The following is a 22,910-nucleotide window of genomic DNA, read 5'->3' as shown; positions in this document are numbered from 1 at the left end:
GCGGTCGATCCGACGACTGGCCCGGATCCGCCGCATACGGCGCCCGGGATACGTGAGGAGGCGGTCAGTGGCCGAGCTCGACAGCGCACCCGAGCTCGTCGAGCCTGTCATGGTTGCCGCGTTCGAGGGCTGGAACGACGCCGGCGAAGCCGCGAGCGCGGTCATCGAGCACCTGGCCTCGACCTGGGACGCCGACGAGCTGCTTGCGCTGCAGCCCGACGACTACTACGACTTCCAGGTCTCGCGTCCGCGTGCGACCGTCGTCGACGGCGAGCACCGCGGCATCTCCTGGCCGGCCACGCGCGTCTCGATCGCCCGCCCCAAGGGCGCGCGCAACGACGTGGTGCTGGTCAGCGGGCCCGAACCCAACATGCGCTGGCGCGGGTTCGCCGGCGACCTGCTCTCCATCGCCCGTGAGCTGGGCGTGCGCCGGATCGTGCTGGTGGGTTCCCTGCTGGCCGACTCCCCGCACACCCGCCCGGTGCCGGTGACCGGCTCCACCTCCCCCAGCGCCCTGCGCGGCTCGCTGCACCTGGAGCCCACCTCCTACGAAGGCCCCACCGGAATCCTGGGCGTGCTGCACGACGCCTTCGACTGCGCCGGGCTGGAGGCGGTGTCGCTGTGGGCCGCCGTGCCGCACTACGTCGCCCAGCCGCCGTGCCCCAAGGGCACCCTCGCGCTGCTGCGCCGCGTCGAGGACGTGCTCGACCTCACCGTGCCGATGGGCGATCTGCCCGAGGAGGCGCGCGCCTGGGAACGCGGCGTCGACGAGCTCGCCTCCGAGGACGACGACATCGCCGGCTACGTCCGCAGCCTCGAAGAGGCCAAGGACGCCGCCGACCTGCCCGAGGCCACCGGCGAGGCCATCGCCCGCGAGTTCGAGCGCTACCTCAAGCGCCGCGGCCGCGGCTGAAGCCCTGAGCACCGCCGCCCCCTCCCGCTCGGCCCGCTGACGCGGCGGGCAGGGGCGGGGTCCGGCGGCGGCCGGCCGCCGCCGGACCTGTTGCCGGATGTCGGACGCCGTGTCGCGGATGTCGTCTCCACGGTGGCGGATGCCGTTTCTGAGATGGCGGATGCCGTCTGCCGTTTCGGGGTGAGGGCTGCCGTCTCGTCTCCGTCGGGGATCCGCCTCCGCCCGGGGATCCGCCGACTCTCACCGCGCGGTTGCGGGGTCCGCGCCACCGCGGTCATGCCCCTGCGGTCCCGTCTTCCGGGCCCGGAGGCCGCTCGGACCGGGAGCCGTCGCGGTCGCCGGAGGGCCGGCGAGTCGACGGGCCGGAGGTGAGCGGGCCGAGGGGTGGTTGGCCTGAGGCCGGTGGACCCGGAGGTCGACGGCCGGAGGTCAGACGCGGATGGTGCGCCACTCGCCGGTCGCCAGCACCGCGGCCCAGGCGGCCGCGATACGGGCCAGGCCGCGGCGGACCTCGTCGACGACGGCGGGCGCCAGCAGCTGCAGCGGGTCCTCCGGCGGCTCCAGCCGCACGGTGACCCGCAGCCCGTCGAGAATCCGCTGACCGCGCACGAGGGCCTCCTCGTCGAAGGAGGATCCCCCGGCGCGCCGCAGCAGCGCCGCGATGGCGTCACGCAGCGAGACCGCCTCCTCGAAGTCGGCCAGCGTGATCGGGATGGCCCCTTCGGCCACCAGCCGGTGCTTGCGGAGGAAGGCGGCGAGGTCCGCGCGGTCGGCGAGCTCGTCGCCGGTCGCGACAAACGCCTGGACGAGGGAAGCCGCGGGAGTCTGCTCTGTGGGGGTGGTCATGGTCACCATCCCACCACGGACGGACACGTGGTCGTGACCTGCGCGGGCCCCTCGTCCACTTGTGGCCGCACACCGGTTCCCCACCGCCCTGGTCTGCGGATACCCCGCATCCCGCAGGCCGGGACGCTGGCCCGCCCGGCCGGGCCCGCGGAGACGGACCTTCGCCCCTTCCGCCCGCGCCCGCGTCCGCGATCGCGCCCCGGCAGACGGCGACCGCAGCAATACTGCGTCCGACGGAGCCGAACGACCGTTCTCCCAGCCGCGGACGGCCGGCGGAGGCCGGGGGCGGCGGGGCGGCGCGGGGACGCGTCGCCTAGAGCCGTACTCCCAGGAGCGTGTCGGCGGTATCGCGCATCAGGGCGGGGGCGGCGGGGTCGTCTCCGCCTCCGGCCAGTGCGCTGTCGGCCCACGCGTCGAGGGCGGCCACCGCCGCGGCGGTGTCCAGGTCCTCCGCCAGCGCCGCGCGGACTCGCTCCAGCGCGGGGGTCGCGTCCGGTCCGGCGGTCAGGTCGGCTGCCGCGCGCCAGCGGTCCAGGCGCCGGGCGCCCTGCTGCAGCACGTCCTCGCTCCACTGCCAGGCGGTGCGGTAGTGGAAGGGCAGCATCGCCACCCGCACCGCCATCGGGTCCACGCCGCGCTTGCGCAGCTCCGAGGCGAAGACCAGGTTGCCGCGCGACTTCGACATCTTCTCGCCGTCGAGCCCGACCATGCCCACGTGCATGTAGGTCTGGGCGTGCGGACCGGTGCCGGTGGCGCAGCGCGCCTCGGCCGCGCCCATCTCGTGGTGGGGGAAGACCAGGTCGTCGCCGCCGCCGTTGATGTCGAAGCCGACGCCCAGTTCGTTGAGCGAGATCGCGCTGCACTCGACGTGCCAGCCGGGGCGGCCGCGCCCCAGCCGGGTGTCCCAGGCGGGCTCGCCGGGGCGCTCGGCGCGCCACAGCAGCCAGTCCAGCGGGTCCTTCTTGCCGGGACGCTGCGGGTCGCCGCCCCGTTCGGGGAACAGCTCCAGCATCTGGTCCCGGTCCATCCCGCTGACCTCGCCGAACTTGGCGGCCTCGGCGACGGAGAAGTAGATGTCGCCTTCGAGGTCGTAGGAGGCGCCCGCGGCACGGAGGCGGTCGACGAAGTCGGCGATCAGCTGCACCGACTCCGCGACGCCCACGTAAACGCGCGGCGGCAGGATGCGCAGCGCCGCCATGTCCTCGCGGAAGACGCCGATCTCGCGTTCGGCGAGTGCGCGCCAGTCCTCGCCGTTGTCCTGGGCACGCTCCAGCAGGGGGTCGTCGACGTCGGTGACGTTCTGCACGTAGTCGACCCCGTGCCCGGCGTCGCGCAGCACCCGATGCACCAGGTCGAAGGTCAGATAGGTGAAGGCGTGCCCGAGGTGGGCGGCGTCGTAAGGAGTGATCCCGCAGACGTACATCCGGGCCGTGGGTCCGGGGGCGAGCCGACGGAGGACTCCTGAGACGGTGTCGTGGACACGGAGCGGACCGCCGTTGCCGGGCAGGCGGACGAGGTCGGGAGCGGGCCAAGAGCGCATAGGTCGAGGATATCGGCCGCTTTGTGCACGGAATCCCCGGACGCACCGTAGTTTCGGCCACGCTCGATGCGCCGGCGTCAGCGGCGGCGGTGCGAACCGGCGATGCAGCCGGCTGCGGCGGCCGCCGCCAGCGCGCACAGCAGGGCGGACGTGTGGTTTCCCGCGCTCCAGTGCAGCAGCCCTGCGGGAAACGCCACCACATAGAGCAGCCAGTAGCTGGCCCGCTCCAGCACGCCGGCCCTCCGGCGGGCCGGACCCTGCCCCGGACCCGCGGCACGCTCGGCCGCCGCGGGCCGGCGCCGGCCGACGCGGCTCGGCCATGCCTGCCGTGGCGTCATCGTCCCCACCCGCCCCTCGATCGAGACGCTGTGCGCCCTTCGGACGGGTCCGCATCCGACACGGTTGCGATCCCCGACGGGGACCGCGGCGTTCGAGGCGGACGCACCCGCTCGGGCTCGGTCGCGGGACACCGCGGCGGCGCACGCGCGCAGGGTCCCGGTTCTGGTAGACGCCCGGCTCCGGCACGAGGTTTACCTGCGGGTCAAGTAGAGGAGGGCTGCGGACGGGCGCGGAAGGGGGTGCGGCAGCCGTGGAGGGAGGAAGGAGGGGAGGGAGGGGTGGATCGAGCGGACGCGAAAAGGAGTGGACGCGGAAGTCGGCAGAGCGCGGAGGGAGCGCACGCGGAAGGAGTGAAGCGGGGAAGGAGCGGGGCGGGGAAGGAGCGGAGCGCGATCCTCAGCGCACGAGGTACCAGGCCGCGGGGTCGCCGGGGCGGGCCGAGAAGGCGTAGCGCAGCGTGCCGCGGCCCAGGGCCAGGAGCGTCACCGACGACGTGGCCCATACCCGCCCGGCGGCGAACTCCGAACGGGCGAACAGGGACGCGGGGTCGTCCGCGCCCGCGCCGAAGCCGCCCGTGCGGGCGTCTCCGCGCGCGGCCTCGTCCAGCCGCGCCGGCCACTCGCCCCACACCGCCTCGACGGAGTCGGCCGCGGCCAACTCGGGCTCACCGGGGTCGGGACGGGTGCGGTCGAACACCGGACGGTGGCGGCGGGCGCGCGGCGCCTCGGCGTCGCAGCCGGAGTTGACCAGGACGGTGACCCCGACGGGAAGCGGCTCTTCGCGCAGCGAACCGCCGTCCCACGAGTCGAGCACGGCCCGGTCCGGGTCGGCGACGAGCAGGTGGAAGGGGTCGTAGTGCCGGGCCTCGTCGGGGTCGAGGTCGAGCTTGCCGCCCGCGGCGGCCGCCAGCGGCAGGCGGCCGCGGCTGTAGCGCGTCGTGCCGGGCGGCACCGTCGTGTCGGCGGGGGATGCGGCGCCCGGAGGGATGCCGTTGAGCAGTGCGGCCACACCCGGGGTGCCGGGCGCGCCGGCGCGGCGCGCCGCCAGCCACGTGCCGCCTTCGCGGGAGTCGCGCCCACCCACCAGGTCGGGGCGGTCCGGCCAGTGCGCGGCCGGGACCTCCCACGCCCGGTCGAGCATCTCGTCACGCAGTGCCGCCAGGACCAGCGGGGTGGCCGCCTCGGGGTCGAAGCCGACGATCACCGTGCACATAACGCCTCCGCTTCCACGCGGTGCCCGCGCTCGCGGGGCTGGGGAACATCCGCACACCCCCACCAACGCGCCCGCGAAGCGGGGTGTTCCGCGCCGGCGCAGGGAGGGCGCGGGGGAAGACCGGGGTCGGTGGGGGCGGACGGGGGTCGGTGGGGGCGGGGTGGCGGAGGCAAATGCGGCGTATGAAAGTCTCAGCGCATGACAGGGGCCCGCGTGGAGATCAGGGACGTCGTCGTCGACTGCCGCGAGCCGGAGCGGCTGGCGGAGTTCTGGTCGCAGGTACTCGGCAGGCCGATCGCGGCGCGCGTCGGCCCGTACGTCTTCCTGGGACGCGGTTCGCCGGAATCCGGCGTGGCCCCCGAAGGCGAACCGGGTCACGGAGCGAGTCCAGAAGCGGGTTCCGGAGCGGGTTCCGGAGCGGGCCCGGGCGTGGTGTTCCAACGGGTCGACGACGTGGACTCGCGGAAGAACAGAGTGCATTTGGACCTGTCCTGCGCCGATCCCGCTGCCGAGCGCCGGCGGATCGAAGAGCTCGGCGGCCGTCGCCTGCCCGAGTACGCCGACGGAGGCTTCCTGGTCATGGCCGATCCCGAGGGGAACGAGTTCTGCCTCGTCCCCCGGGGGGTGTTCGACGTCGACGACCAGGGCCGGGCCGACTACCTCGACGGCAGCGAAGACGGCATCTGAGGCGCCTCGCCCCAAGCCGCCCACTACCGCACCGGTGGCCATGGGCCACTCAGCCGACGAAGCGGCAAGGGGAGCGCGGGGTAGAGCACGCGACCACCGCACCGCGCACCCGCCGGTCCCGCACCCGACGAAGCAGCAACGGCCGCGGACAGCCAAGCCCCCAATCACCCCAAAAGTTTCAACCAGCTGCTCACCCGACACGGCGGCAAGCACAGCGCATGGCCGGAACCCCGATCACCGCACCGGTCACCACCGGTCCCACACCCGACGCAGCGGCAAGGGCAGCGCATGGCCGGAACCCCGATCACCGCACCCCGTTCCCGCCGGTCCCGCACCCGACGAAGCAGCAAGGGCGGCGCGGGGTTGAGCCCACGACCACCGCATCGGTTGCCCTCGGCTGCTCACCCAACGCGGCAGCAAACACAGCGCGGGGCAAGCCCCCGACCACCGCACCGGTCACCACCGGTCCCACACCCGACGAAGCGGCAAGGACGGCGCGGGGTAGCGCCCACGACCACCGCATCGGTTGCCCTCGGCTGCTCACCCAACGCGGCAGCAAACACAGCGCGGGGCAAGCCCCCGACCACCGCACCGGTCACCACCGGTCCCACACCCGACGAAGCGGCAAGCACAGCGCATGGCCGGAACCCCGATCACCGCACCGGTCACCACCGGTCCCACACCCGACGCAGCAGCAAGGACGGCGCGGGGTAGAGCCCACGACCACCGCATCGGTTGCCCTCGGCTGCTCACCCAACGCGGCAGCAAGCACAGCGCGGGTAGAGCCCGCGACCACCGCACCGGTCACCATCGGCCGTGCACCCAACGCGGCAGCAAGGGCAGCGCATGGCCGGGACTCCGATCACCGCACCCCGTTCCCGCCGGTTCCGCACCCGACGCAGCAGCGAGGACAGCGCGGGTAGAGCCCGCGATCACCGCGCCGAGAGCCCGCCGATTCCGCACGCGGCGAAGGGGCGGGGGCGGTCCGCATGCGGACATGGGCGCCGTCGGCCTGGGGGCGCGCCGGGGTCCGCGATCCAAGGGGGCGTTTCGGGCATAGTGACTCCCGAGCGTCCTCCCAAGGCGCACGAACGCAGACGAATCAGCGAAGCGGCATGTCCTTGCATCTGAGATTCCGCAATACGAAAAAATGGGAGGCCATTTGCCCGATTTGACCGATTTTTCCGTCGCTGCGCAGGCCCGCGCAGCGACGATACCGCCGTAAACCGCACTCAGAGGCCCTGGATACATGCATCAGGAGGGTTTCGTCGCACTCGATGCGGAGGTGAACGGTTCAACCGGGTACCCAATTCGGGCATTTACCTACAAACCAGCCGACCCGAACACCCCGTGCGGCATGCCGTGCTGCTGATACGTGCCTGAGGGCCGTCTCGCCACACCCGCTCACCCGGCATCCGCCCCGAATGCCCGGAACGTCTCGAATCCGCGAACCCTTACGCAAGCGCCCTCGGAATGCGCCCCAGGGCGCAGGGCACCCCTCGCCCCCGTTGGGCGCGCCACCGGCGAGCACCCGGTGCGCTGGGCTGGGGCTCGGCCATCCGCCGCCTTCGCCGCCCCGTCACACGCCCGACCCCCCACACACCCGAACCGATCAACACCGGCCCCGACCACCCACCACCCTCGCCGCCCCGTCACACGCCCGGCCCCGCACACACCCGAACCGATCAACACCGACCCCGACCGCCTCTCCCCCCGGGCGCGCCCTGCTGCAACCGCCCATCACCCGGGCGCGCCTTACACCGGGCGGCTTACCCCGGGCGGACCTTATACCGGAGGCCAGGGGACGGCCGGCCAGTCTGGCGAGGGGAAGGGATGCACGCCGTGGTGGCGCAGCAGTTCGACGCGGCGCAGGACCGCGTAGGCCTCCGGCTCGGTGAGGTGGCGGCGGAGCTCGCCGGCCACCGGGCTGTCGGGGTCGCGCAGCCGTCCCTCCAGCGCCGCCAGCCCGGCGAGGGCGTCGTCGGCGAGCGGTTCGCCCTGCCACTGCCACAGCACGGTGCGCAGCTTGTACTCCTCGGCGAAGGAGACGCCGTGGTCGCAGCCGTAGAGGTGGCCGGTGGGGATCGGCAGCAGGTGCCCGATCTTGCGGTCGGAGTTGTTGATGACCGCGTCGAAGACGGCCATGCGCCGCAGTCCGGGGTGCAGCGTGTCGCGAGCGAGCTCGACGAGGTCGACCGAGGTGTCGCCGTCGATCCAGAGCTGGACCATCCCCTCGCCGAAGGGGCCGTCGCGGTGGACGGTCGGCGGCACGATGTCCCAGCCCAGCGCGTCGGAGACGGCGAACGCAGACAGCTCGCGGCCGGCGAGGGTGCCGTCGGGGAAGTCCCACAGCGGGCGCTCTCCGGCGACGGGCTTGTAGACGCACCCGGCCTCGGCGCCGCCGGGCGCGGAGACGGTGCAGTACAGCGTGGCGTTGGACGCCTCGGTCAGCCGTCCCACCGGCGTGAGCTCCCCGGTGCTCAGCAGTTCCAAGGCGTCGCTGGTCGACAGCCCTTCGAACGACGCGGTCATGTCCCCGTCCCTAGCGGTCCCGCTTCCTCCGCCTGCCTCGCCTGACTCACATCACCCCGGGCTTGTACCCGTTCTGGCGCGGGCAGATGTGCCCGGCGGGGTCGAGTGGCTGACCGCACAGCGGGCAGTTGGGCCGGCCGGCCGCGACGACCTTCATCGCCCGGCCCGCGAACGCCCGCGCCGCGCCCGCGGTCAGGTGCACGCGCAGCACGTCGCGGCCCTCGGGAGCGTCCTCGGCGAAGACCTCGACCTCCTCGGCGTCCTCGTCCTCGGCCTCCTCGGCCTGCTGGGCCTCGATGATGACCCGCGCGGACTCGGCGTCCCAGGCCAGAGCGAGGGTGCCCACCCGGAAGTCCTCCTCGATGGGCTGCTCCAGCGGGCCGTCGTCCGACTCGGCCGCCTCTCCGGCCTCCAGCGGGTCGCCGAAGCGCTGCCGGACCTCCTCCAGCAGCTCCTCGATTCGCTCGGCCAGCGCCGAGACCTGGGATTTCTCGACGACGGCGCTGGTGACGCGGCCACTGCCGACGGCCTGCAGGAAGAAGGTGCGCTCCCCCGGCTGCCCCACCGTTCCTGCGATGAAGCGGTCGGGCGGGTCGTACTCGAACACGGACATGCAATGAACCCTAGAGGATCGTGCTCAGCCTCGCGATTCGCCGCCCTCGGCGGGCCGCGCGGCCCCGGCGCCGCCGCCCACCGCGGCCTCGCCCGAAGCCTGCTCCGGTGCGGGCGCCAGGCCCTCCACCGAGCCGCCGGTGTCGTTGAGCCGGACGACGAACGGCCGGACGCTGGTGTAGCGCACGGCGGTGAGCGAGCAGGGGTCGGCCTGGACGCGCTGGAACTGGTCCAGGTGCAGGCCGAGCGCGTCGGCCGCCACCGCCTTGATCACGTCGCCGTGGCTGCACACCACGTAGACCGGGCGGGGTGCGACCGCGGTCAGCCGCTCGTTCCAGTCGCGTACGGCGGCCACGGCGCGCGCGGACACCCCGCTGAGGCTCTCGCCGCCGGGGAAGCGGGCCGCGCTGGGGTGCGCCTGGACGGTGCGCCACAGCGGCTCGCTCGCGAGGTCGCCGAGTCTGCGGCCGGTCCAGGTGCCGTAGTCGCACTCGACGAAGCGGTCGTCGGTGGTGACCTCGTGCCCGGCGGCCGCGGCGATCATGCCGGCGGTCTCCTGGCAGCGCTCCAGCGGACTGGAGACCACGGCGGCCAGGTCGAGCCCGCTCAGCCTCTCGGCGAGGGCGGCGGCCTGCGCGCGGCCCCGGTCGTCGAGGTGCACGCCGGGGCTGCGGCCGGTCAGGGTGCTGCCGGTGGACTCGGTGAGCCCGTGCCGGACCAGGATCAACGTCGCGACGGGTTCGGGCGTGTGGTCCCCGCTCCCGGCGGACGGGGACCGCTGCGCTTGCGTAGGGGTGCCCATTGGGGCAACCATATCCGCGCCTCCGCTACTCGGTCGCCGTGTCGGCCTGCGGATCGTAGGGCTGGCCGGTATAGGGGTCGATGGGCAGGCCGGTCTCCGGGTCGATCCGGACGTTCTCACCGGTGTCGGGGTCGCGGTGCTGACCGGTCTCGGGGTCCTCGGCCAGCCCGGTTTCGGGGTCGATCGGCCATCCCGTGACCGGGTCGGTGCTGGCCGAGGGCGAGGGCTCGGCGGTGGGCGAAGAGGAGGGCTGCGGGCTCTGCCCGTTCTCCGGGCCCGTGTCGTCCTCGGCCTCCTGGTCCCGGCTCTGCTCCTGGGATGCCGGCGGCTGCGTCTCGTCTCCCACGCTGCCGCCGGTGGGGTCCAGCAGATTGAAGCTGACGAGGGCCAGGATGAGCACGCCCAGCGCACAGCGGTAGTAGACGAAGGGCATGAAGCTGTGCGTGGAGATGAAGCGCATCAGCCAGGCGATGACGGCGTAGCCGACGACGAAGGCCACGACGGTGCCCACGATGGTGGCCGTCCAGCCGGCGTACTCGTTGGCGCCGATGTCGGTGAGCTTGTACAGCCCGGAGGCGAACACCGCCGGCATCGCCAGCAGGAAGGCGTACTCCGCTGCGTCGGCGCGCTTGAAGCCCAGCAGCATGCCGCCCGTGACGGTGGCGCCCGAGCGCGAGACGCCCGGGATCAGCGCGAGGGTCTGGAACAGCCCGTACACCAGGCCGCGGCTCACCGTCAGGTCGACGAGCGTGCGGTGCTTGCGCGTGTACCGGTCGGCCAGGCCCAGGAACACGCCGAACACGATCAGGGTGAGAGCGATCAGCCGCAGGTCGCGGAAGAGGCTGTCGATCTGCTCCTCCAGCGCCAGGCCCAGGACGCCGATCGGGATCGTGCCGATGATGACGTACCAGCCCATCCGCGCGTTCATGTCCGATCGCAGCTCGGAGTTGACCAAGGACCGCGACCACGTGGACAGGATCGCCCAGATCCGCTTGCGGAAGTAGATGAGCACGGCGAGCTCGGTGCCGATCTGGCTGACCGCGGTGAAGGCGGCCCCGGGATCGGGCCAACCGAGGAAGGCGGATACCACCCGCAGGTGGCCGCTGGAGGAGATCGGCAGGAACTCGGTCAATCCTTGGATCAGGCCGAGGAAGAGGGCCTCGATGATGGACACGGCGGGCTCGGCTCCTGGGTCTTCGGTCGGGTGCGTGGGGCTCCAGTGCCCTGGCGTTCGCGCGTGCGGGGGGCGAATTGCCGCGGCCGACCGTGGGAGCGCAAAGCACGGCCGGGCGCCCGCACGCCGGTGCGCGGGAGCAGCGCGTACGTCGGCGGCGCAGCCGAAGGGGCGGCTCCACGCCGCGTGCGGGGGCAGACCACGGCAGCTTACTGGGATCTCGGGGTGCGGGGCATCCTCGCCGGCCCGGTCGGCCCCGGAGGCGGCGCCGCGCGCTCCGGGGCGGATCCGAGCGCCGCCCGCACCGCCGTGACTTTGCGTGACCTCGGAATCCACCGGAGCGGCCCAGAGTCACTGACGGCGGTACGCGGTAATCTCCGCGCCATGGAACAGCGACAGGTGGGCGGATCGGGGCTGTGGGTCTCCCGCACGGCCCTGGGCACGATGACCTGGGGAAAGGACACCCAGGAAGAGGACGCCGCCGATCAGCTCACCGCGTTTGTGGACGCCGGCGGCACGCTGATCGACACAGCCGACATCTACGGCGGCGGCCAGAGCGAGCGCATCGTCGGGCGGCTGGTGAGCGGGGTCGTGCGTCGCGACGATGTGATCATCGCCACCAAGTCGGGGCACACCCCGCAGGGCTTTCGGCCCTGCGACCTGTCGCGCCGCCACCTGCTCGCCGCGCTGGACGCGTCGCTGCGCCGGCTGCGCACCGACCACGTCGACCTGTGGCACCTGCACGTGCGCGACCCCGACACCCCGGTCGAGGAGACCCTGTCCGCGCTGGAGGCGGCCCAGCGCGCGGGCAAGGTGCGCTACGCCGCCACCGGCGACTTCTCCGCCTGGCAGTTCGCCACCTACTCCGCCTGGCAGCGGGCGGCCACCCGGTTCGCGGGCGCCCCGATCGTCGCGGCCGGCTGCGAGTACTCCCTGCTCAACCGCGCTCCGGAGCAGGACCTGCTGCCGGCCCTGCATGCGCACGGCGCGGGCCTGGTCGCCTGGTCCCCGCTGGGCCGCGGGGTGCTCAGCGCCCAGTATCGCAACGGAGTCCCCGGCGAGTCCCGGGCGGCCCGCCAGCACATGGCCGCCTATGTCGAGCCGTACCTGGACGAGCGCAGCAGGCGCATCGTCGAATCGGTCTGCACGGCCGCCGAAGGGCTGGGCGTCTCCCCGCTGGCCGTTGCCTTGAGCTGGGTCCGCGACCGCGAGGGTGTGTCGGCCGCCGCGGTGGGCCCGCGCACGACCGCCCAGCTGGAGGAGATCCTGTCCATGGAGAGCGTGGAGCTGCCCCGGGAGATCCGCGACGCGCTGGACGACGCCTCGTCGGCGCCCCGACCGGAGTCGTCCCCGCGCTGAGGCGCTGAGGCGCGGCCGCGCTGACGGCGGTTCGCCGACCGCCTGCGGTCACCGGACCCGTGAACAGCCGAGACGACTGCGCTCGGCCCTGCGCCCCGGCACCGTCCGGCCCCCTGCCTGGAGGCGATCGGGGTGATCGTGCGGGCCCCGGGCGCGATCCGGGGCTGTGGGTATCGGCGACCGAGGGTCCGCGGGGGTCGCTAAGCTCCGAGGGACACAGACCACCGTCGGAGAGGACCGTTCACCATGTCCGCCACCCCCGGATCCGAGGCGCCCACGCCGGTGCCGACACCGCAGGGCGCCGCAGGCGGGCCGGGTGCAGCGGGGACCCCCGGCGGGGAACCCGTCGACCGGGCCCGGGCGGCGCTGGAGCGGATGGGAGCGCCCGCCGCGCTCGCCGGTCCCCTGGTGGCGGCGCTGGGCCCCGACGCCGGCGCCGAGGTCTCCGCCGACCCCTGGCGGCTGCTGTCCGTCAGCGGGGTTACCCCGAAGCAGGCCGACTTCTGTGCGCGGCGCGCGCTGGGTGAGGAGGCCTCACCCGACGACCCGCGGCGCGGGCGGGCGCTGGCCGCGCACCTGCTGCGCCGGGCAGCGCGCGAAGGCCACACGGCGCTGGAGGAGCAGCACCTCGCCGGCGCGCTGCGCTCGGCGGGGGTCCGATCGGTGGAGCCGGCGGTGAACGCGGCGCTGGACGCGGGCGACGTCATGCTCTTCGAGATGTTCGACGAGCCCGACGACGACTTCGACGAAGGCGACCCGGGCGAAATGCCCGACCCCGACCGCTGGTACGCCCTCACCCGCCTGGGCCTGGCCGAACAGGATTTGGGCGAGGGCCTGGTCCGGCTCGCCGGCACCAGCGAGCCGATCATGGACTCCGCCACCGCCGCCGAGACCGTCGAGGCCACTGCCGAGCGCCTCGGCGCCCCGGTCGACCCGCGCACCGCCGCGGCGCTGGTGACCGTGGCGCTGCGCGGGGTCTGCGTGCTCGAACACGGTGCGGGCGCCCGCGCCGCCGTCGCCCACACCATCGCCTGCGCCGCCGCCATCGCCGCCGACAGCGAGGTCGGCATCGCGGTCGCCGCGCCCACCGCCCAGGCCGCCGCCGAGCTGAACGCCGCGCTCGCCGGACTCGGCGCCGGTGACAGCGCGTCCGCCGTGCCGCTCGCGACCCTGCTCGAAACCCGCGCCCGCGGCGTGCACGGGCGCGGCTCCGAGCGGCCGATCGAGGCGGGACTCGTGGTGGTGGCCGGCGCGATGTGGCTGGACGTGGAGCGCGCGGCCGCCCTGGTCGACGCCTGCGCCGACGGCACGCACCTCGTGCTGCTGGCCGATCGCGCGCAGGCGCCTTCGGCGGCGCCCGGCAACGTCGCGGCCGACCTGGCGTCGTCGCGTACCGTCCACGTCGCCGGGCTTCCGGAGGACCCGGACTCCGGCCCGATCGCGCGCACGGCGGCGGGCGTGGCCGACGGCGAACTTGAAGAGGCATCCTCGCCGGGGCGCGAGGTGGTGGTCGTACCGGCCGACTCCGCCTCGGCCGCCGCCCACCGCGCGGTACAGCTCATCACCGACTCGATCCCCCGCGCCTTGGAGATCCCGCCCGAGCGGGTGCAGATTGTCACCGCCACCCGGGGCGGGGAGGCCGGCGCCGACGCGCTGAACACGGCGTGCAAGGAGCGCTTCAACCCCGGGCCCGGCGCCTACGGCGGGCTGGACGCCGGTGACCGGGTGCTCGTCACCGCCGACGGGCCGGGCTATACCGCAGGCGACGTCGGCTACCTGCACGTCGGCGAGGACGGCGGGGAATCCGCCGGCGACGGCCGCCCGGCCCTGGCCGTCGAGCTGCCCGGCGGCGTGCTGTGCCCGGTGGCCGATCCCGCGCACCTGCGCCCCGGCTGGGCCGTGACCGTCGCGGCCGCGCACGGCAGCCGGTGGCCCGCGGTCGTCGCGGTGTTCCCGCCGGAGACGCGGGCGTCGCGGCCCCAGGTCTACACGGCGGTGACGGCGGCGCAGCGCCACCTCTCGATCGTGCAGGCCGCCGGCCCCGCGCTGGCCGAGGCGGTGCGCGAGAAGGCTGCGCTGCCGCGCCACACCCGCCTGGCGCAGGTGCTGCGCGAAGGCTGAACGCCCCGGCTCCGGGCCCCGCCGCCCCTCGTCCGGGGCAGGCCCGCGCGCGCCCGGCCGCAGCCGCGCTCCCGCGCTCCCGCGGCCGGGCGCGCCTCTGCCCGGTCGTCGCCGCCCAGGCGCGTTCGGCCCTCCTCAGACCCGGTCGACGAATCCGCCGTCCACGACCAGGTTGGCCCCCGTGATGAAGGACGCCGCCGGGCCGGCGAGGAAGGCGACGGCGCGGGCGACCTCCTCGGGACGGCCGAGGCGGCCCACGGGGATGCGGTCGCGGATGCCGGCGTAGAAGTCGGGGTCGGAGCCGCGCCGGCGGGCCCAGCCACCGCCCTCGAACTCGATGGGGCCGGGCGAGACGGTGTTCACGCGCACTCCCTCTGCGGGCAGCCGGTGCCCGAGCGCGGCCGCGTGGTGGTTGAGCGCCGCCTTCACCGCGCCGTAGGCGGTGGGGCCGGCGGGCGGGGTGGTGTGCAGCGCCGAGGTGGAGGAGACGAGCACGACCGACCCGCCGCGCTCGGAGGCCGCAAGGTGCGGCCGGGCGTGCTCGGCCAGGTTCACGAAGGGCATGACGTCGGTGGCGAAGCCGCGCTCCCACTGTTCGGGGGTGGCCGCGCTGCCGCCGGAGACGTTGGAGACCAGGACGTCGATGCCGCCCAGCTGGTCGGCGGCCGCGTCGACGAACCCGCGCAGCGCCTCGCCGTCGGCGACGTCCAGCGCCTGCTCCACCACGGTGCGTCCGCCCGTACGCAGCTGTTCGGCGGCACGCTGCAGCGGCTCGGCCGTCCGGGCGCAGATCGCCAGGTCGGCCCCCTCCTCGGCGAAGGTCTGGGCGATGGCGCGGCCGATGCCGCGGCTGGCGCCCGTGACGACGACCCGAGCGCCGTGCAGTCCGAGATCCATGGTGGCGGTCCCTTCCTCGTTCGCTGGCGTGGCTGTTCGGCCGTGCGAACGCGAACGCGGGCGCCCCCTTCGGTGGAGGGGCGCCCGCGATCCGCGTCGTTCGGCGGGGGGAAGTCTACGCGCCGGTGGAGTGGAATCCGCCGTCGACGTGCACGGTTTCGCCGGTCGTGGCGGGGAACCAGTCCGACAGCAGCGCGACCACCGCGCGCGCGGCCGGCTCCGGGTTGTTGGTGTCCCAGCCCAGGGGCGCGCGCGCCGGCCAGGAATCGGCCAGCTCGGCGAAGCCGGGGATGGAGCGGGCGGCCATGGTGCGCAGCGGCCCGGCCGACACCAGGTTCACCCGGACGCCGTGTTCGCCCAGGTAGCGGGCGAGGTAGCGGGCCGTGGACGCGAGCCCGGCCTTGGCCACGCCCATCCAGTCGTAGACCGGGAACGTGACCTCGTTCTCGAAGTCCATGGCGACGATGGAACCGCCGTCCTTCATCAGCGGCAGCACCGCCGTCGACAGCGACTTGAGCGAGAAGGTGGAGGTGTGCATCGCGGTGGCGACGTCCTGCCAGGAGGTGTTGAGGAAGTTGCCGCCGAGCGCCTCCTGGGGGGTGAAGCCGATCGAGTGCACGATGCCGTCGATGCCGTCGACGTGCTCGCGGATGCGGTCGGCGAGGCTGGAGAGGTCCTCGTCGTCGGTCACGTCGAGCTCCAGCACGGGCGGCGCTTCAGGCAGGCGCTGAGCGATCCGCTCGACGAGGGAGAGCCGGCCGTACCCGGTCAGGAGGACGGTGGCACCCTGCTCCTGGCACATGCGGGCGACGTGGTAGGCGATCGAGCTGTCGGTGATCACCCCGGTGACGAGGATGCGCTTGCCCTCTAGGAGTCCCATTCAAGCCTGCCGTTCTGTTCTCGTGTGGTCGGTGGTACCCGGTTCGGGGGGCGCGTTCGCGGGGGGTGTGTGTGCGTGGGGCGTACGGGCCGTCGCCGGTCCGTCAGTGGCCCATGCCCAGTCCGCCGTCGACCGGGATCACGGCTCCGGTGATGTAGGCGGCGTCCTCGCCGGTCAGGAACCGCACCGTCTTGGCGATCTCGTCGGCCGAGCCGAAGCGCCCCAGCGGGACGTTCCTCTTGATCTCGGCCTGGCGCTCCTCGGACAGCGCGGCGGTCATGTCGGTCTCGATGAATCCGGGGGCGACCACGTTGACGGTGATGCCGCGCGAGCCCAGCTCGCGGGCGAGAGAGCGGGCGAAGCCGACCAGCCCGGCCTTGGACGCGGCGTAGTTGGTCTGGCCGCCGGAGCCCATCAGGCCCACGACCGAGGAGATCAGCACGATGCGCCCGCTGCGGCGGCGGATCATGCCGCGCGCGGCCCGCTTGGCGACCCGGAAGGCGCCGGTGAGGTTGGTGTCCAGGACCGACGAGAACTCGTCCTCGGTCATCATGGCCAGGAGGTTGTCCTTGGTGATGCCGGCGTTGGCGACCAGCACCTCGACCGGCCCCTGCTCCTCCTCGACGCGCTTGAACGCGGCGTCGACCTGGGCCGTGTCGGTGATGTCGCAGGTGACTCCCAGCAGCCCTTCGGGGGGCTCGCCGGAGCGGTAGGTCACCGCGACCTGGTCCCCGGCCGCGGCGAGTTCGCCGGCGATTCTCCGGCCGATTCCGCGGTTTCCGCCGGTGACCAGTGCCGATCGGGACATTTCGTGCTCCTCTGCGCGCCGGACGGCGCTTCGCGACCATGGACGGAATTGAGAGCAGCGTATCGAGCTACCCGGTGGTAAGTGGAACCGAGGCCCGCGGCGCCCGACCCTTGCGACGTGCGTATCCGCACACCCGTCGGGTGCCGCCGCCCCGGGATCCGGTGCCGGCGGGGCGTACCCGGCGTTTCGTGCGGCGTGCAGCACCGGTGGCGGCGGGGTACGGGTATGCAGGAGTACGTACTCGCCCGCGCGGCCGGACCGCGCCGGAGCCGTCGTTCGCACCGGGAGGCCCACCGTGCGCACCGCCATCGTCGCCACACCCGTCGACTTCGCGTTCTACGGCGACTACGGGGACCGGATGACCACGCCTGCGGGCGCGTCGTTCCAGCGCCCCGCCTACCCGTTCCGGGGCCGCATCGGCGGCAGGGAGTTCCCCGCGGAGGCGGGGCGCTACCACATCTACGCCTCCTACGCCTGCCCGTGGGCCACCCGGAGCCTGATCGTGCGCAAGCTCAAGGGGCTGGAGAACGCGGTCTCGGTGGGGATCGTCGACCCCGTGCGCGACGGCCGCGGCTGGGCCTTCCGCGAAGGGCGCGGTCACGGCCCCGACACGGTGGGGCACTTCACGCTGCTGCGCGAGGCCTATGAGGCCACCGAGCCCGGCTTCGACGGCCACATCTCGGTCCCGGTGCTGTGGGACACCGCCACCCGGCGCATCGTCAGCAACAACTTCCCCGACATCACCGTCGACCTCGACACCTGCTTCAACGCCTGGGCCACGCACGGCGTCGAGCTCTACCCGGTGGACCTGCGCGCGGAGATCGACGCGCTGGACGCCCGCATCTACCCCGCCGTGAACAACGGGGTCTACCGCTGCGGGTTCGCGCCCGACCAGCAGGCCTACGACGCGGCCGTGGGCGAGCTGTTCGAGGCGCTGGACGAGCTGGAGGACCGGCTGGCCACCCGGCGCTTCCTCACCGGCGACCACATCACCGAGGCCGACGTCCGGCTGTGGGTGACCCTGATCCGCTTCGACCCCGTCTACCAGACCCACTTCAAGACCAACATCCGCCGACTGGTGGACTACCCCCACCTGTGGGGCTACACCCGCGACCTCTACTCGCTGACAGCCTTCCGCAGGTCCACCGATCTCGACCACATCCGGCGCCACTACTACCTCACCCACGGGGCGCTGAACCCCAGGCGCATCGTCCCCGCCGGGCCCGAGCTGGACCTCGACGCGCCGCACGACCGGGCCCGGCTGAGCAGCGGCGGGCCCGGCACGCCGGTGCTCAGGCCCCGTCGAGGTACCTGAGCCCGCCGTCGACCAGGTACGGCACCACGTCGCCGATCCGGTCGAAGTCGTCGCCGACCGTCTGGCCCTTGCTGTGGCGGTAGTGGATACCCTCCAGGATCACCGCGAGCTTGAAGAAGGCCAGGCCCACGTACCAGTCGAGGGACGAGACGTCGCGGCCCGACCGCTCGGCGTAGCGCGCGATGATCTCGTCGGCGTCGGGGTATCCCTCGGCGGTGTGGGCGTTGCTGACCATGCTGCTGCCGGCCAGGGCGGCGCTGCTGTAGGTGATGATCAGCGCCAGGTCGGTCAGCGGGTCGCCGAGTGTGGACATCTCCCAGTCCAGCACGGCGGTGATCTCGTCGTCGGCGTCCACGAGCAGGTTGTCCAGGCGGTAGTCGCCGTGCACGACCGTCGGCTCGGGCGAGTCCGGGACCTCGGCGCCCAGGCGCTCGTGCAGCTTGTCGATGCCGGGCAGCTCGCGGCTGCGCGAGGCCTCCAGCTGCTTCCTCCAGCGGCGCAGCTGCCGCTCCAGGAACCCTTCGGGCCGCCCGAAGTCGGCCAGCCCCGCGCTCGCGGGGTCGACGGCGTGCAGGTCCACCAGGGTGTCGATCATCGACGCGGCGATGGCGCCGGTGCGCACGGGCCCGAGCGCGTCGAGCTGCTCGGCGCTGCGGTAGGGCACGCCCTCGACGTACTCCATGACGTAGAAGGGAGCCCCGATCACCTCGGTGTCCTGGCACAGCAGCACCGTGCGCGGCACCGGGACGGGGGTGTCGGCGAGGGCGCTGACGACACGGTGCTCGCGGCCCATGTCATGGGCGGTCGGCAGCACGTGCCCCAGCGGCGGCCGGCGCACGACCCAGCGTCCGCCGCCGTCGGTGACGCTGTAGGTGAGGTTGGAGCGCCCGCCGGCGATGACCTCGCCCGCGAGGGGACCGGAGAGCATGCCGGGGCGCGCCTGCTCCAGGTACTCCCCCAGCCGCCGCAGATCCAGTCCCGGTGGATTCGCCACACCTGTCTCGCCCATGCGCTCTCCCACGCTCTGCTCGCCCGGCGGTCGGCGCCCGAGCGGCCCCGCCTCGCATCGGAGCGGGCCGCGCGGCCGCGGCCGCCTGCTCTTCGCCTCGACTGTGGGCCAACATACCATCTGGTCGGTATCCGCCGGATCCGGTCCACCTCGCTACCGCCGGTACCGGCGTCGCGCCGTCGGCGCCCCGGGCGGAAGCGGGGCGAGCGGCGACGCGGAGGTTGCGCGGCCCCGGCGGCCTGAGGAGGCCGCCGGGGCCGGTCGCGGCTAGTAGGTGACCGAGTCGGCGCCCAGCAGCGACTTCAGGTCGCCGGCGAGCTCGGGACCCACCCGCACCGGGTAGACGGGGAGGTCGTAGACCCGCGACTTGACCGGGTGGTCGACCCGGATGGTCAGCGGGGTCTCGCCGCGGTTGGCCTTGAGCACGTGCTTGAGCTCCTCGACCAGCTCGGCGGTCAGCCGCTGCTCCTGCACGGTCAGCAGCATGGGCGGCGGCCCCTCGGCGACGTGGCTGATGTCCAGCGGCGTCAGCTCGAACGCCTGGATGGAGTACTCGCCCTCGCGCTCCTTGACCCGGCCCTTGACCGAGACGGCGGTGTCCTCGGTCAGCACCTCGGAGTAGAGGGTGTAGGCCTCGGCGAAGAACAGCACGTCGATGCTGGCGTCGAGGTCCTCGATGGTGACCTTGGCCCAGGGGTTGCCGGACTGCTTGCTGACCCGGCGCTCCACCGCGGAGATGAGTCCCGCCACCTGCACGTCGGCGCGGTCGCGGCGCTCGCCGTTGTTGATGTCGAGGATGGAGACGTCGCTGGAGCGGGCCAGGATGCGCTCGGCTCCGGCGAGCGGATGGCTGGAGACGTAGAGCCCCAGCATCTCGCGCTCGAAGGCGAGCTTGGTCTTGCGGTCCCACTCCTGGTCGGTCCAGTTGATGTCGAGCCCGATGGGCGCGGACTCGGCCTCCTCGGCGCCGCCGAACAGGTCGAACTGGCCGTGGGCCTCCTGCTTCTTGGCCGAGATCATCGCGTCGACGGCGTGCTCGTGGTGGTTGAACAGGTCCATGCGAGGCTGGCCGAAGCCGTCGAAGGCCCCGGCCTTGACCAGGGACTCCACCACGCGCTTGTTGCACGCGGCCAGCTCGATCTTGGAGACGAAGTCGACGAAGGAGGTGAACTCGCCCTTAGCCCTGCGCGTGTTCATGACCGACTCGACGACGTTGGCGCCGACGTTGCGCACCGCACCCATACCGAAGCGGATGTCGGCGCCGACCGCGGAGAATCGCAGTCCCGACTCGTTGACGTCGGGGGGCAGCACCTGGATGCCCATCTTGCGGCACTCGGCCAGGTAGACCGCCATCTTGTCCTTGTCGCCGCTGACCGAGGTCAGCAGCGCCGCCATGTAGGAGGCGGGGTGGTTGGCCTTGAGGTAGGCGGTGCGGAAGGACAGGATCGCGTAGCCGGCCGCGTGCGACTTGTTGAAGGCGTAGCCGGAGAAGGGGAGCATGACCTCCCAGAGCGTGTCGACGGCCTTCTGGGAGAACCCGCGCTCCAGCATGCCGGCGTTGAACTTGGTGTACTCCTTCTCCAGGGCCTCCTTCTTCTTCTTGCCCATGGCCCGGCGCATGAGGTCGGCGCCGCCCAGCGAGTAGCCCGCCATCTGCTGGGCGATGGCCATGATCTGCTCCTGGTAGACCAGGACGTGGTAGGTCTCGGACAGGATCGGGTCCAGCGCGTCGTAGAGCTCGGGGTGGATGGAGGTGATGTCCTGGCGCCCGTTCGAGCGGTCGGCGTAGTCGTTGTGCGCGTTGGCCGCCATGGGACCGGGCCGGTACAGGGCGTTGACGGCCACGATGTCGGAGAACTGGGTGGGCTGCATCCGCCGCAGCAGCGCCCGCATGGCCGTGCCGTCGAGCTGGAACACGCCCAGGGTGTCGCCGCGCGCCAGCAGCTCGTAGGTCTTGGCGTCGTCGAAGCCGACCTGGGACCAGTCGATGTCGACGCCCTCGTTGGACTTCACGTTCTGGATGGCGTCGTCGATGATCGTGAGGTTGCGCAGGCCCAGGAAGTCCATCTTCAGCAGGCCCATCTCCTCGCACTGAGGGAAGGGGAACCCCGTGATGATGGCGCCGTCGGCGTCGCGCTTGTGCAGCGGCACCACGTCCAGGAGCGGCTCGGCCGAGAGGATGACGCCCGCGGCGTGCACACCGGTGCCGCGGGTGAGGCCCTCGATACCGCGAGCGGTCTCCATGACCTTCTTGATCTGCGGGTCCTTCTCCATGAGGGTGCGCAGCTCGACGGCCTCGGCGTACCGCTCGGCGGATTCGTCGTCGACCTCGGTCAGCGAGATCTCCTTGCCGCCCACCGGCGGCGGGAACGCCTTGGTGATCTGGTCGCCCAGCGCGTAGGGCAGGCCGTGGATGCGGGTGGAGTCCTTGACGGCGGCCTTGGCCTTGATGGTGCCGAAGGTCAGGATCTGGGCGACGCGCTCCTCGCCGTAGAGCTCGGTGACGTACTCGATCATCTCCCCGCGCCGACGCTCGTCGAAGTCGAGGTCGATGTCGGGCATGGTGACGCGCTCGGGGTTGAGGAAGCGCTCGAACAGCAGTCCGTGTTCGAGCGGATCGAGGTCGGTGATGCCGAGCACGTAGGCGATCATCGACCCGGCGGCCGAGCCGCGCCCCGGCCCGAGCGCGATGCCGTTCCTGCGGGCGTACTGGCAGATGTCGGAGACCACCAGGAAGTAGGCCGGGAAGCCCATCTCGTTGATGATGTCCAGCTCGCGGTCGATGCGCTCGCGCACCGCCTGGCCGGGGCCGCCGGGGTAGCGGGTGGGTGTGAGCCGGTCGATCTCCTTGCGCAGCCACGACGCCTGGGTCTCGCCCTCGGGGACGTCGAACTTGGGCATCAGGTCGCGCTCGGCGAAGACCTCGTCGAAGGCGCCGTCCTCGACGCTCTCGGCGACCAGCAGGGTGTTGCGGCAGCCCTGGGCCCATTCGTCCAGGCTGACCAGGGCGCGCATCTCCTCGGCGGACTTGATGTAGTAGCCGTCGCCGTTGAAGCGGAACCGGGCGGGGTCGTCGAGGTTCTTGCCCACGCCCACGGCGAGCAGGGCGTCGTGGTCCTGGGCCTGGTCCTGGGTGACATAGTGGGAGTCGTTGGTCACCAGCGGCGGCAGGCCCAGCTCGCGACCGACCTTGAGCAGGCCGTCGCGGACCTCGCGCTCGATGCTGATGCCGTGGTCCATCAGCTCCAGGAAGACGCTGTCCTTGCCGAAGATATCCTGGAGCTTTGCGGCGTAGTCGATGGCCTCCTTCTCCTGGCCCAGGCGCAGGCGGGTCTGCACGCCGCCCGAGGGGCAGCCGGTGGAGACCATGATGCCCTCGGAGTGGCGGCTCATGAGCTCCAGGTCCATGCGGGGCTTGCCGTAGTAGCCCTCGATGCTGGCCAGCGACGACATGCGGAACAGGTTGCGCAGGCCGGCGGCGTTGCGCGCCCACATGGTCATGTGCAGGTAGCGGCCGCCGCCGGAGATGTCCTTGCCGCCCTCGGTGTTCTCGTCGGAGTCGCCGCGGCCCCAGCGCACCCGCTTCTTGTGGAACCGCGACTCCGGGGCGACGTAGGCCTCGATGCCGATGATCGGCTTGACTCCCGAGCCCTTGGCCTGCTGCCAGAACTCGTAGGCGCCGAACATGTTGCCGTGGTCGGTCATGGCCACGGCGGGCATCTGGAGCCGAGCCGCCTCGGCGAACAGCGGTTTCAGCTTGGCGGCGCCGTCCAGCATCGAGTACTCGGTGTGGACGTGCAGGTGGACGAAGGGGTCAGCCACGGTCGTTCGAACCTCTTAGCAAAGAACAGCACTGGCGGGAAT

Annotated in this window: 18 protein-coding genes; 5 read left to right on the top strand and 13 right to left on the bottom strand. The window is 72.8% G+C overall.

The genetic code is table 11. The features are described 5' to 3' along the window. Positions 1–67: 67 nt before the first annotated feature. Entirely contained in the window at positions 68–913 is an 846-nt protein-coding gene (locus tag ABEA15_RS05005; protein WP_345555668.1) for a PAC2 family protein, read from the top strand. 429 nt (positions 914–1,342) lie between these two features. Here ABEA15_RS05005 and ABEA15_RS05000 read toward each other — a convergent pair whose 3' ends face one another. From ABEA15_RS05000 to ABEA15_RS04985, 4 genes are all read right to left on the bottom strand, one after another. Then, positions 1,343–1,759 carry an ABATE domain-containing protein gene (locus ABEA15_RS05000; protein ID WP_344143737.1) on the bottom strand — a complete coding sequence of 139 codons (417 nt, stop codon included), beginning with the start codon at positions 1,757–1,759 and terminating at the stop codon, positions 1,343–1,345. Between the two features lie 313 nt (positions 1,760–2,072). Beyond that, positions 2,073–3,299, bottom strand: a complete 1,227-nt coding sequence (gene mshC / locus ABEA15_RS04995; protein ID WP_345555667.1) for a cysteine--1-D-myo-inosityl 2-amino-2-deoxy-alpha-D-glucopyranoside ligase — start codon at positions 3,297–3,299, stop codon at positions 2,073–2,075. Positions 3,300–3,376: 77 nt separating this feature from the next. Continuing rightward, positions 3,377–3,532 carry a hypothetical protein gene (locus tag ABEA15_RS04990; RefSeq protein WP_344143732.1) on the bottom strand — a complete coding sequence of 52 codons (156 nt, stop codon included), beginning with the start codon at positions 3,530–3,532 and terminating at the stop codon, positions 3,377–3,379. 502 nt (positions 3,533–4,034) lie between these two features. Further along, a complete protein-coding gene (locus tag ABEA15_RS04985) occupies positions 4,035–4,850 on the bottom strand; it encodes an NRDE family protein (RefSeq protein ID WP_345555666.1) in 816 nt (271 codons plus the stop codon). Positions 4,851–5,048: 198 nt separating this feature from the next. Between ABEA15_RS04985 and ABEA15_RS04980 the strand changes: the two genes are divergently transcribed. Continuing rightward, positions 5,049–5,537 (top strand): VOC family protein, encoded by a 489-nt coding sequence (locus ABEA15_RS04980; protein WP_345555665.1) that lies wholly within the window; start codon positions 5,049–5,051, stop codon positions 5,535–5,537. Between the two features lie 1,785 nt (positions 5,538–7,322). Here ABEA15_RS04980 and ABEA15_RS04975 read toward each other — a convergent pair. The 4 genes from ABEA15_RS04975 to ABEA15_RS04960 are packed head-to-tail and all read right to left on the bottom strand — an operon-like array spanning position 7,323 to position 10,657. Beyond that, a complete protein-coding gene (locus ABEA15_RS04975) occupies positions 7,323–8,069 on the bottom strand; it encodes an SCO1664 family protein (RefSeq protein WP_344143728.1) in 747 nt (248 codons plus the stop codon). A gap of 46 nt (positions 8,070–8,115) precedes the next feature. Further along, complete coding sequence (locus ABEA15_RS04970) at positions 8,116–8,682, bottom strand: DUF3090 family protein (protein WP_345555664.1); 567 nt, start codon at positions 8,680–8,682, stop codon at positions 8,116–8,118. A gap of 24 nt (positions 8,683–8,706) precedes the next feature. Then, entirely contained in the window at positions 8,707–9,483 is a 777-nt protein-coding gene (locus ABEA15_RS04965) for a histidine phosphatase family protein (protein ID WP_344143723.1), read from the bottom strand. A 25-nt stretch (positions 9,484–9,508) separates the two neighbouring features. Beyond that, complete coding sequence (locus ABEA15_RS04960) at positions 9,509–10,657, bottom strand: undecaprenyl-diphosphate phosphatase (RefSeq protein WP_345555663.1); 1,149 nt, start codon at positions 10,655–10,657, stop codon at positions 9,509–9,511. A gap of 384 nt (positions 10,658–11,041) precedes the next feature. Between ABEA15_RS04960 and ABEA15_RS04955 the strand changes: the two genes are divergently transcribed. Continuing rightward, a complete protein-coding gene (locus tag ABEA15_RS04955; protein WP_344143719.1) occupies positions 11,042–12,016 on the top strand; it encodes an aldo/keto reductase in 975 nt (324 codons plus the stop codon). Between the two features lie 246 nt (positions 12,017–12,262). Further along, positions 12,263–14,137: a helix-hairpin-helix domain-containing protein gene (locus ABEA15_RS04950; protein ID WP_345555662.1), complete on the top strand. Its 1,875-nt coding sequence runs from the start codon at positions 12,263–12,265 to the stop codon at positions 14,135–14,137. Positions 14,138–14,272: 135 nt separating this feature from the next. Here ABEA15_RS04950 and ABEA15_RS04945 read toward each other — a convergent pair whose 3' ends face one another. The 3 genes from ABEA15_RS04945 to fabG all read right to left on the bottom strand — a co-directional run bounded on the left by ABEA15_RS04945 (position 14,273) and on the right by fabG (position 16,722). After that, positions 14,273–15,034, bottom strand: a complete 762-nt coding sequence (locus ABEA15_RS04945) for an SDR family NAD(P)-dependent oxidoreductase (protein WP_345555661.1) — start codon at positions 15,032–15,034, stop codon at positions 14,273–14,275. A 115-nt stretch (positions 15,035–15,149) separates the two neighbouring features. Continuing rightward, positions 15,150–15,914 (bottom strand): enoyl-ACP reductase FabI, encoded by a 765-nt coding sequence (fabI, locus tag ABEA15_RS04940; RefSeq protein ID WP_344143713.1) that lies wholly within the window; start codon positions 15,912–15,914, stop codon positions 15,150–15,152. Positions 15,915–16,017: 103 nt separating this feature from the next. Continuing rightward, entirely contained in the window at positions 16,018–16,722 is a 705-nt protein-coding gene (fabG, locus tag ABEA15_RS04935) for a 3-oxoacyl-[acyl-carrier-protein] reductase (protein ID WP_344143711.1), read from the bottom strand. Positions 16,723–17,017: 295 nt separating this feature from the next. Here fabG and ABEA15_RS04930 point away from each other — a divergent pair, with 295 nt between their 5' ends. Next, on the top strand, positions 17,018–18,037 hold the full coding sequence (locus ABEA15_RS04930) for a glutathione S-transferase family protein (protein ID WP_345555660.1): 1,020 nt from the start codon (positions 17,018–17,020) through the stop codon (positions 18,035–18,037). Here the strand turns inward: ABEA15_RS04930 and ABEA15_RS04925 are convergent. Both ABEA15_RS04925 and dnaE read right to left on the bottom strand, forming a co-directional pair. Next, the gene (locus ABEA15_RS04925) at positions 18,015–19,046 is read right to left on the bottom strand and encodes a phosphotransferase family protein (RefSeq protein ID WP_344143707.1); all 1,032 of its coding nucleotides are present in this window, start codon (positions 19,044–19,046) and stop codon (positions 18,015–18,017) included. The two genes, ABEA15_RS04930 and ABEA15_RS04925, sit on opposite strands and share 23 nt — an antisense overlap. Positions 19,047–19,313: 267 nt before the next feature. Beyond that, positions 19,314–22,868, bottom strand: a complete 3,555-nt coding sequence (dnaE, locus tag ABEA15_RS04920; protein ID WP_345555659.1) for a DNA polymerase III subunit alpha — start codon at positions 22,866–22,868, stop codon at positions 19,314–19,316. Positions 22,869–22,910: the final 42 nt, after the last annotated feature.

Source organism: Streptomonospora halophila, from assembly GCF_039542725.1.
Classification (GTDB): Bacteria; Actinomycetota; Actinomycetes; order Streptosporangiales; family Streptosporangiaceae; genus Streptomonospora; species Streptomonospora halophila.
The sequence above is the reverse complement of the archived record's forward strand: the minus strand, read 5'-3'. Positions and strand labels throughout refer to the sequence as shown.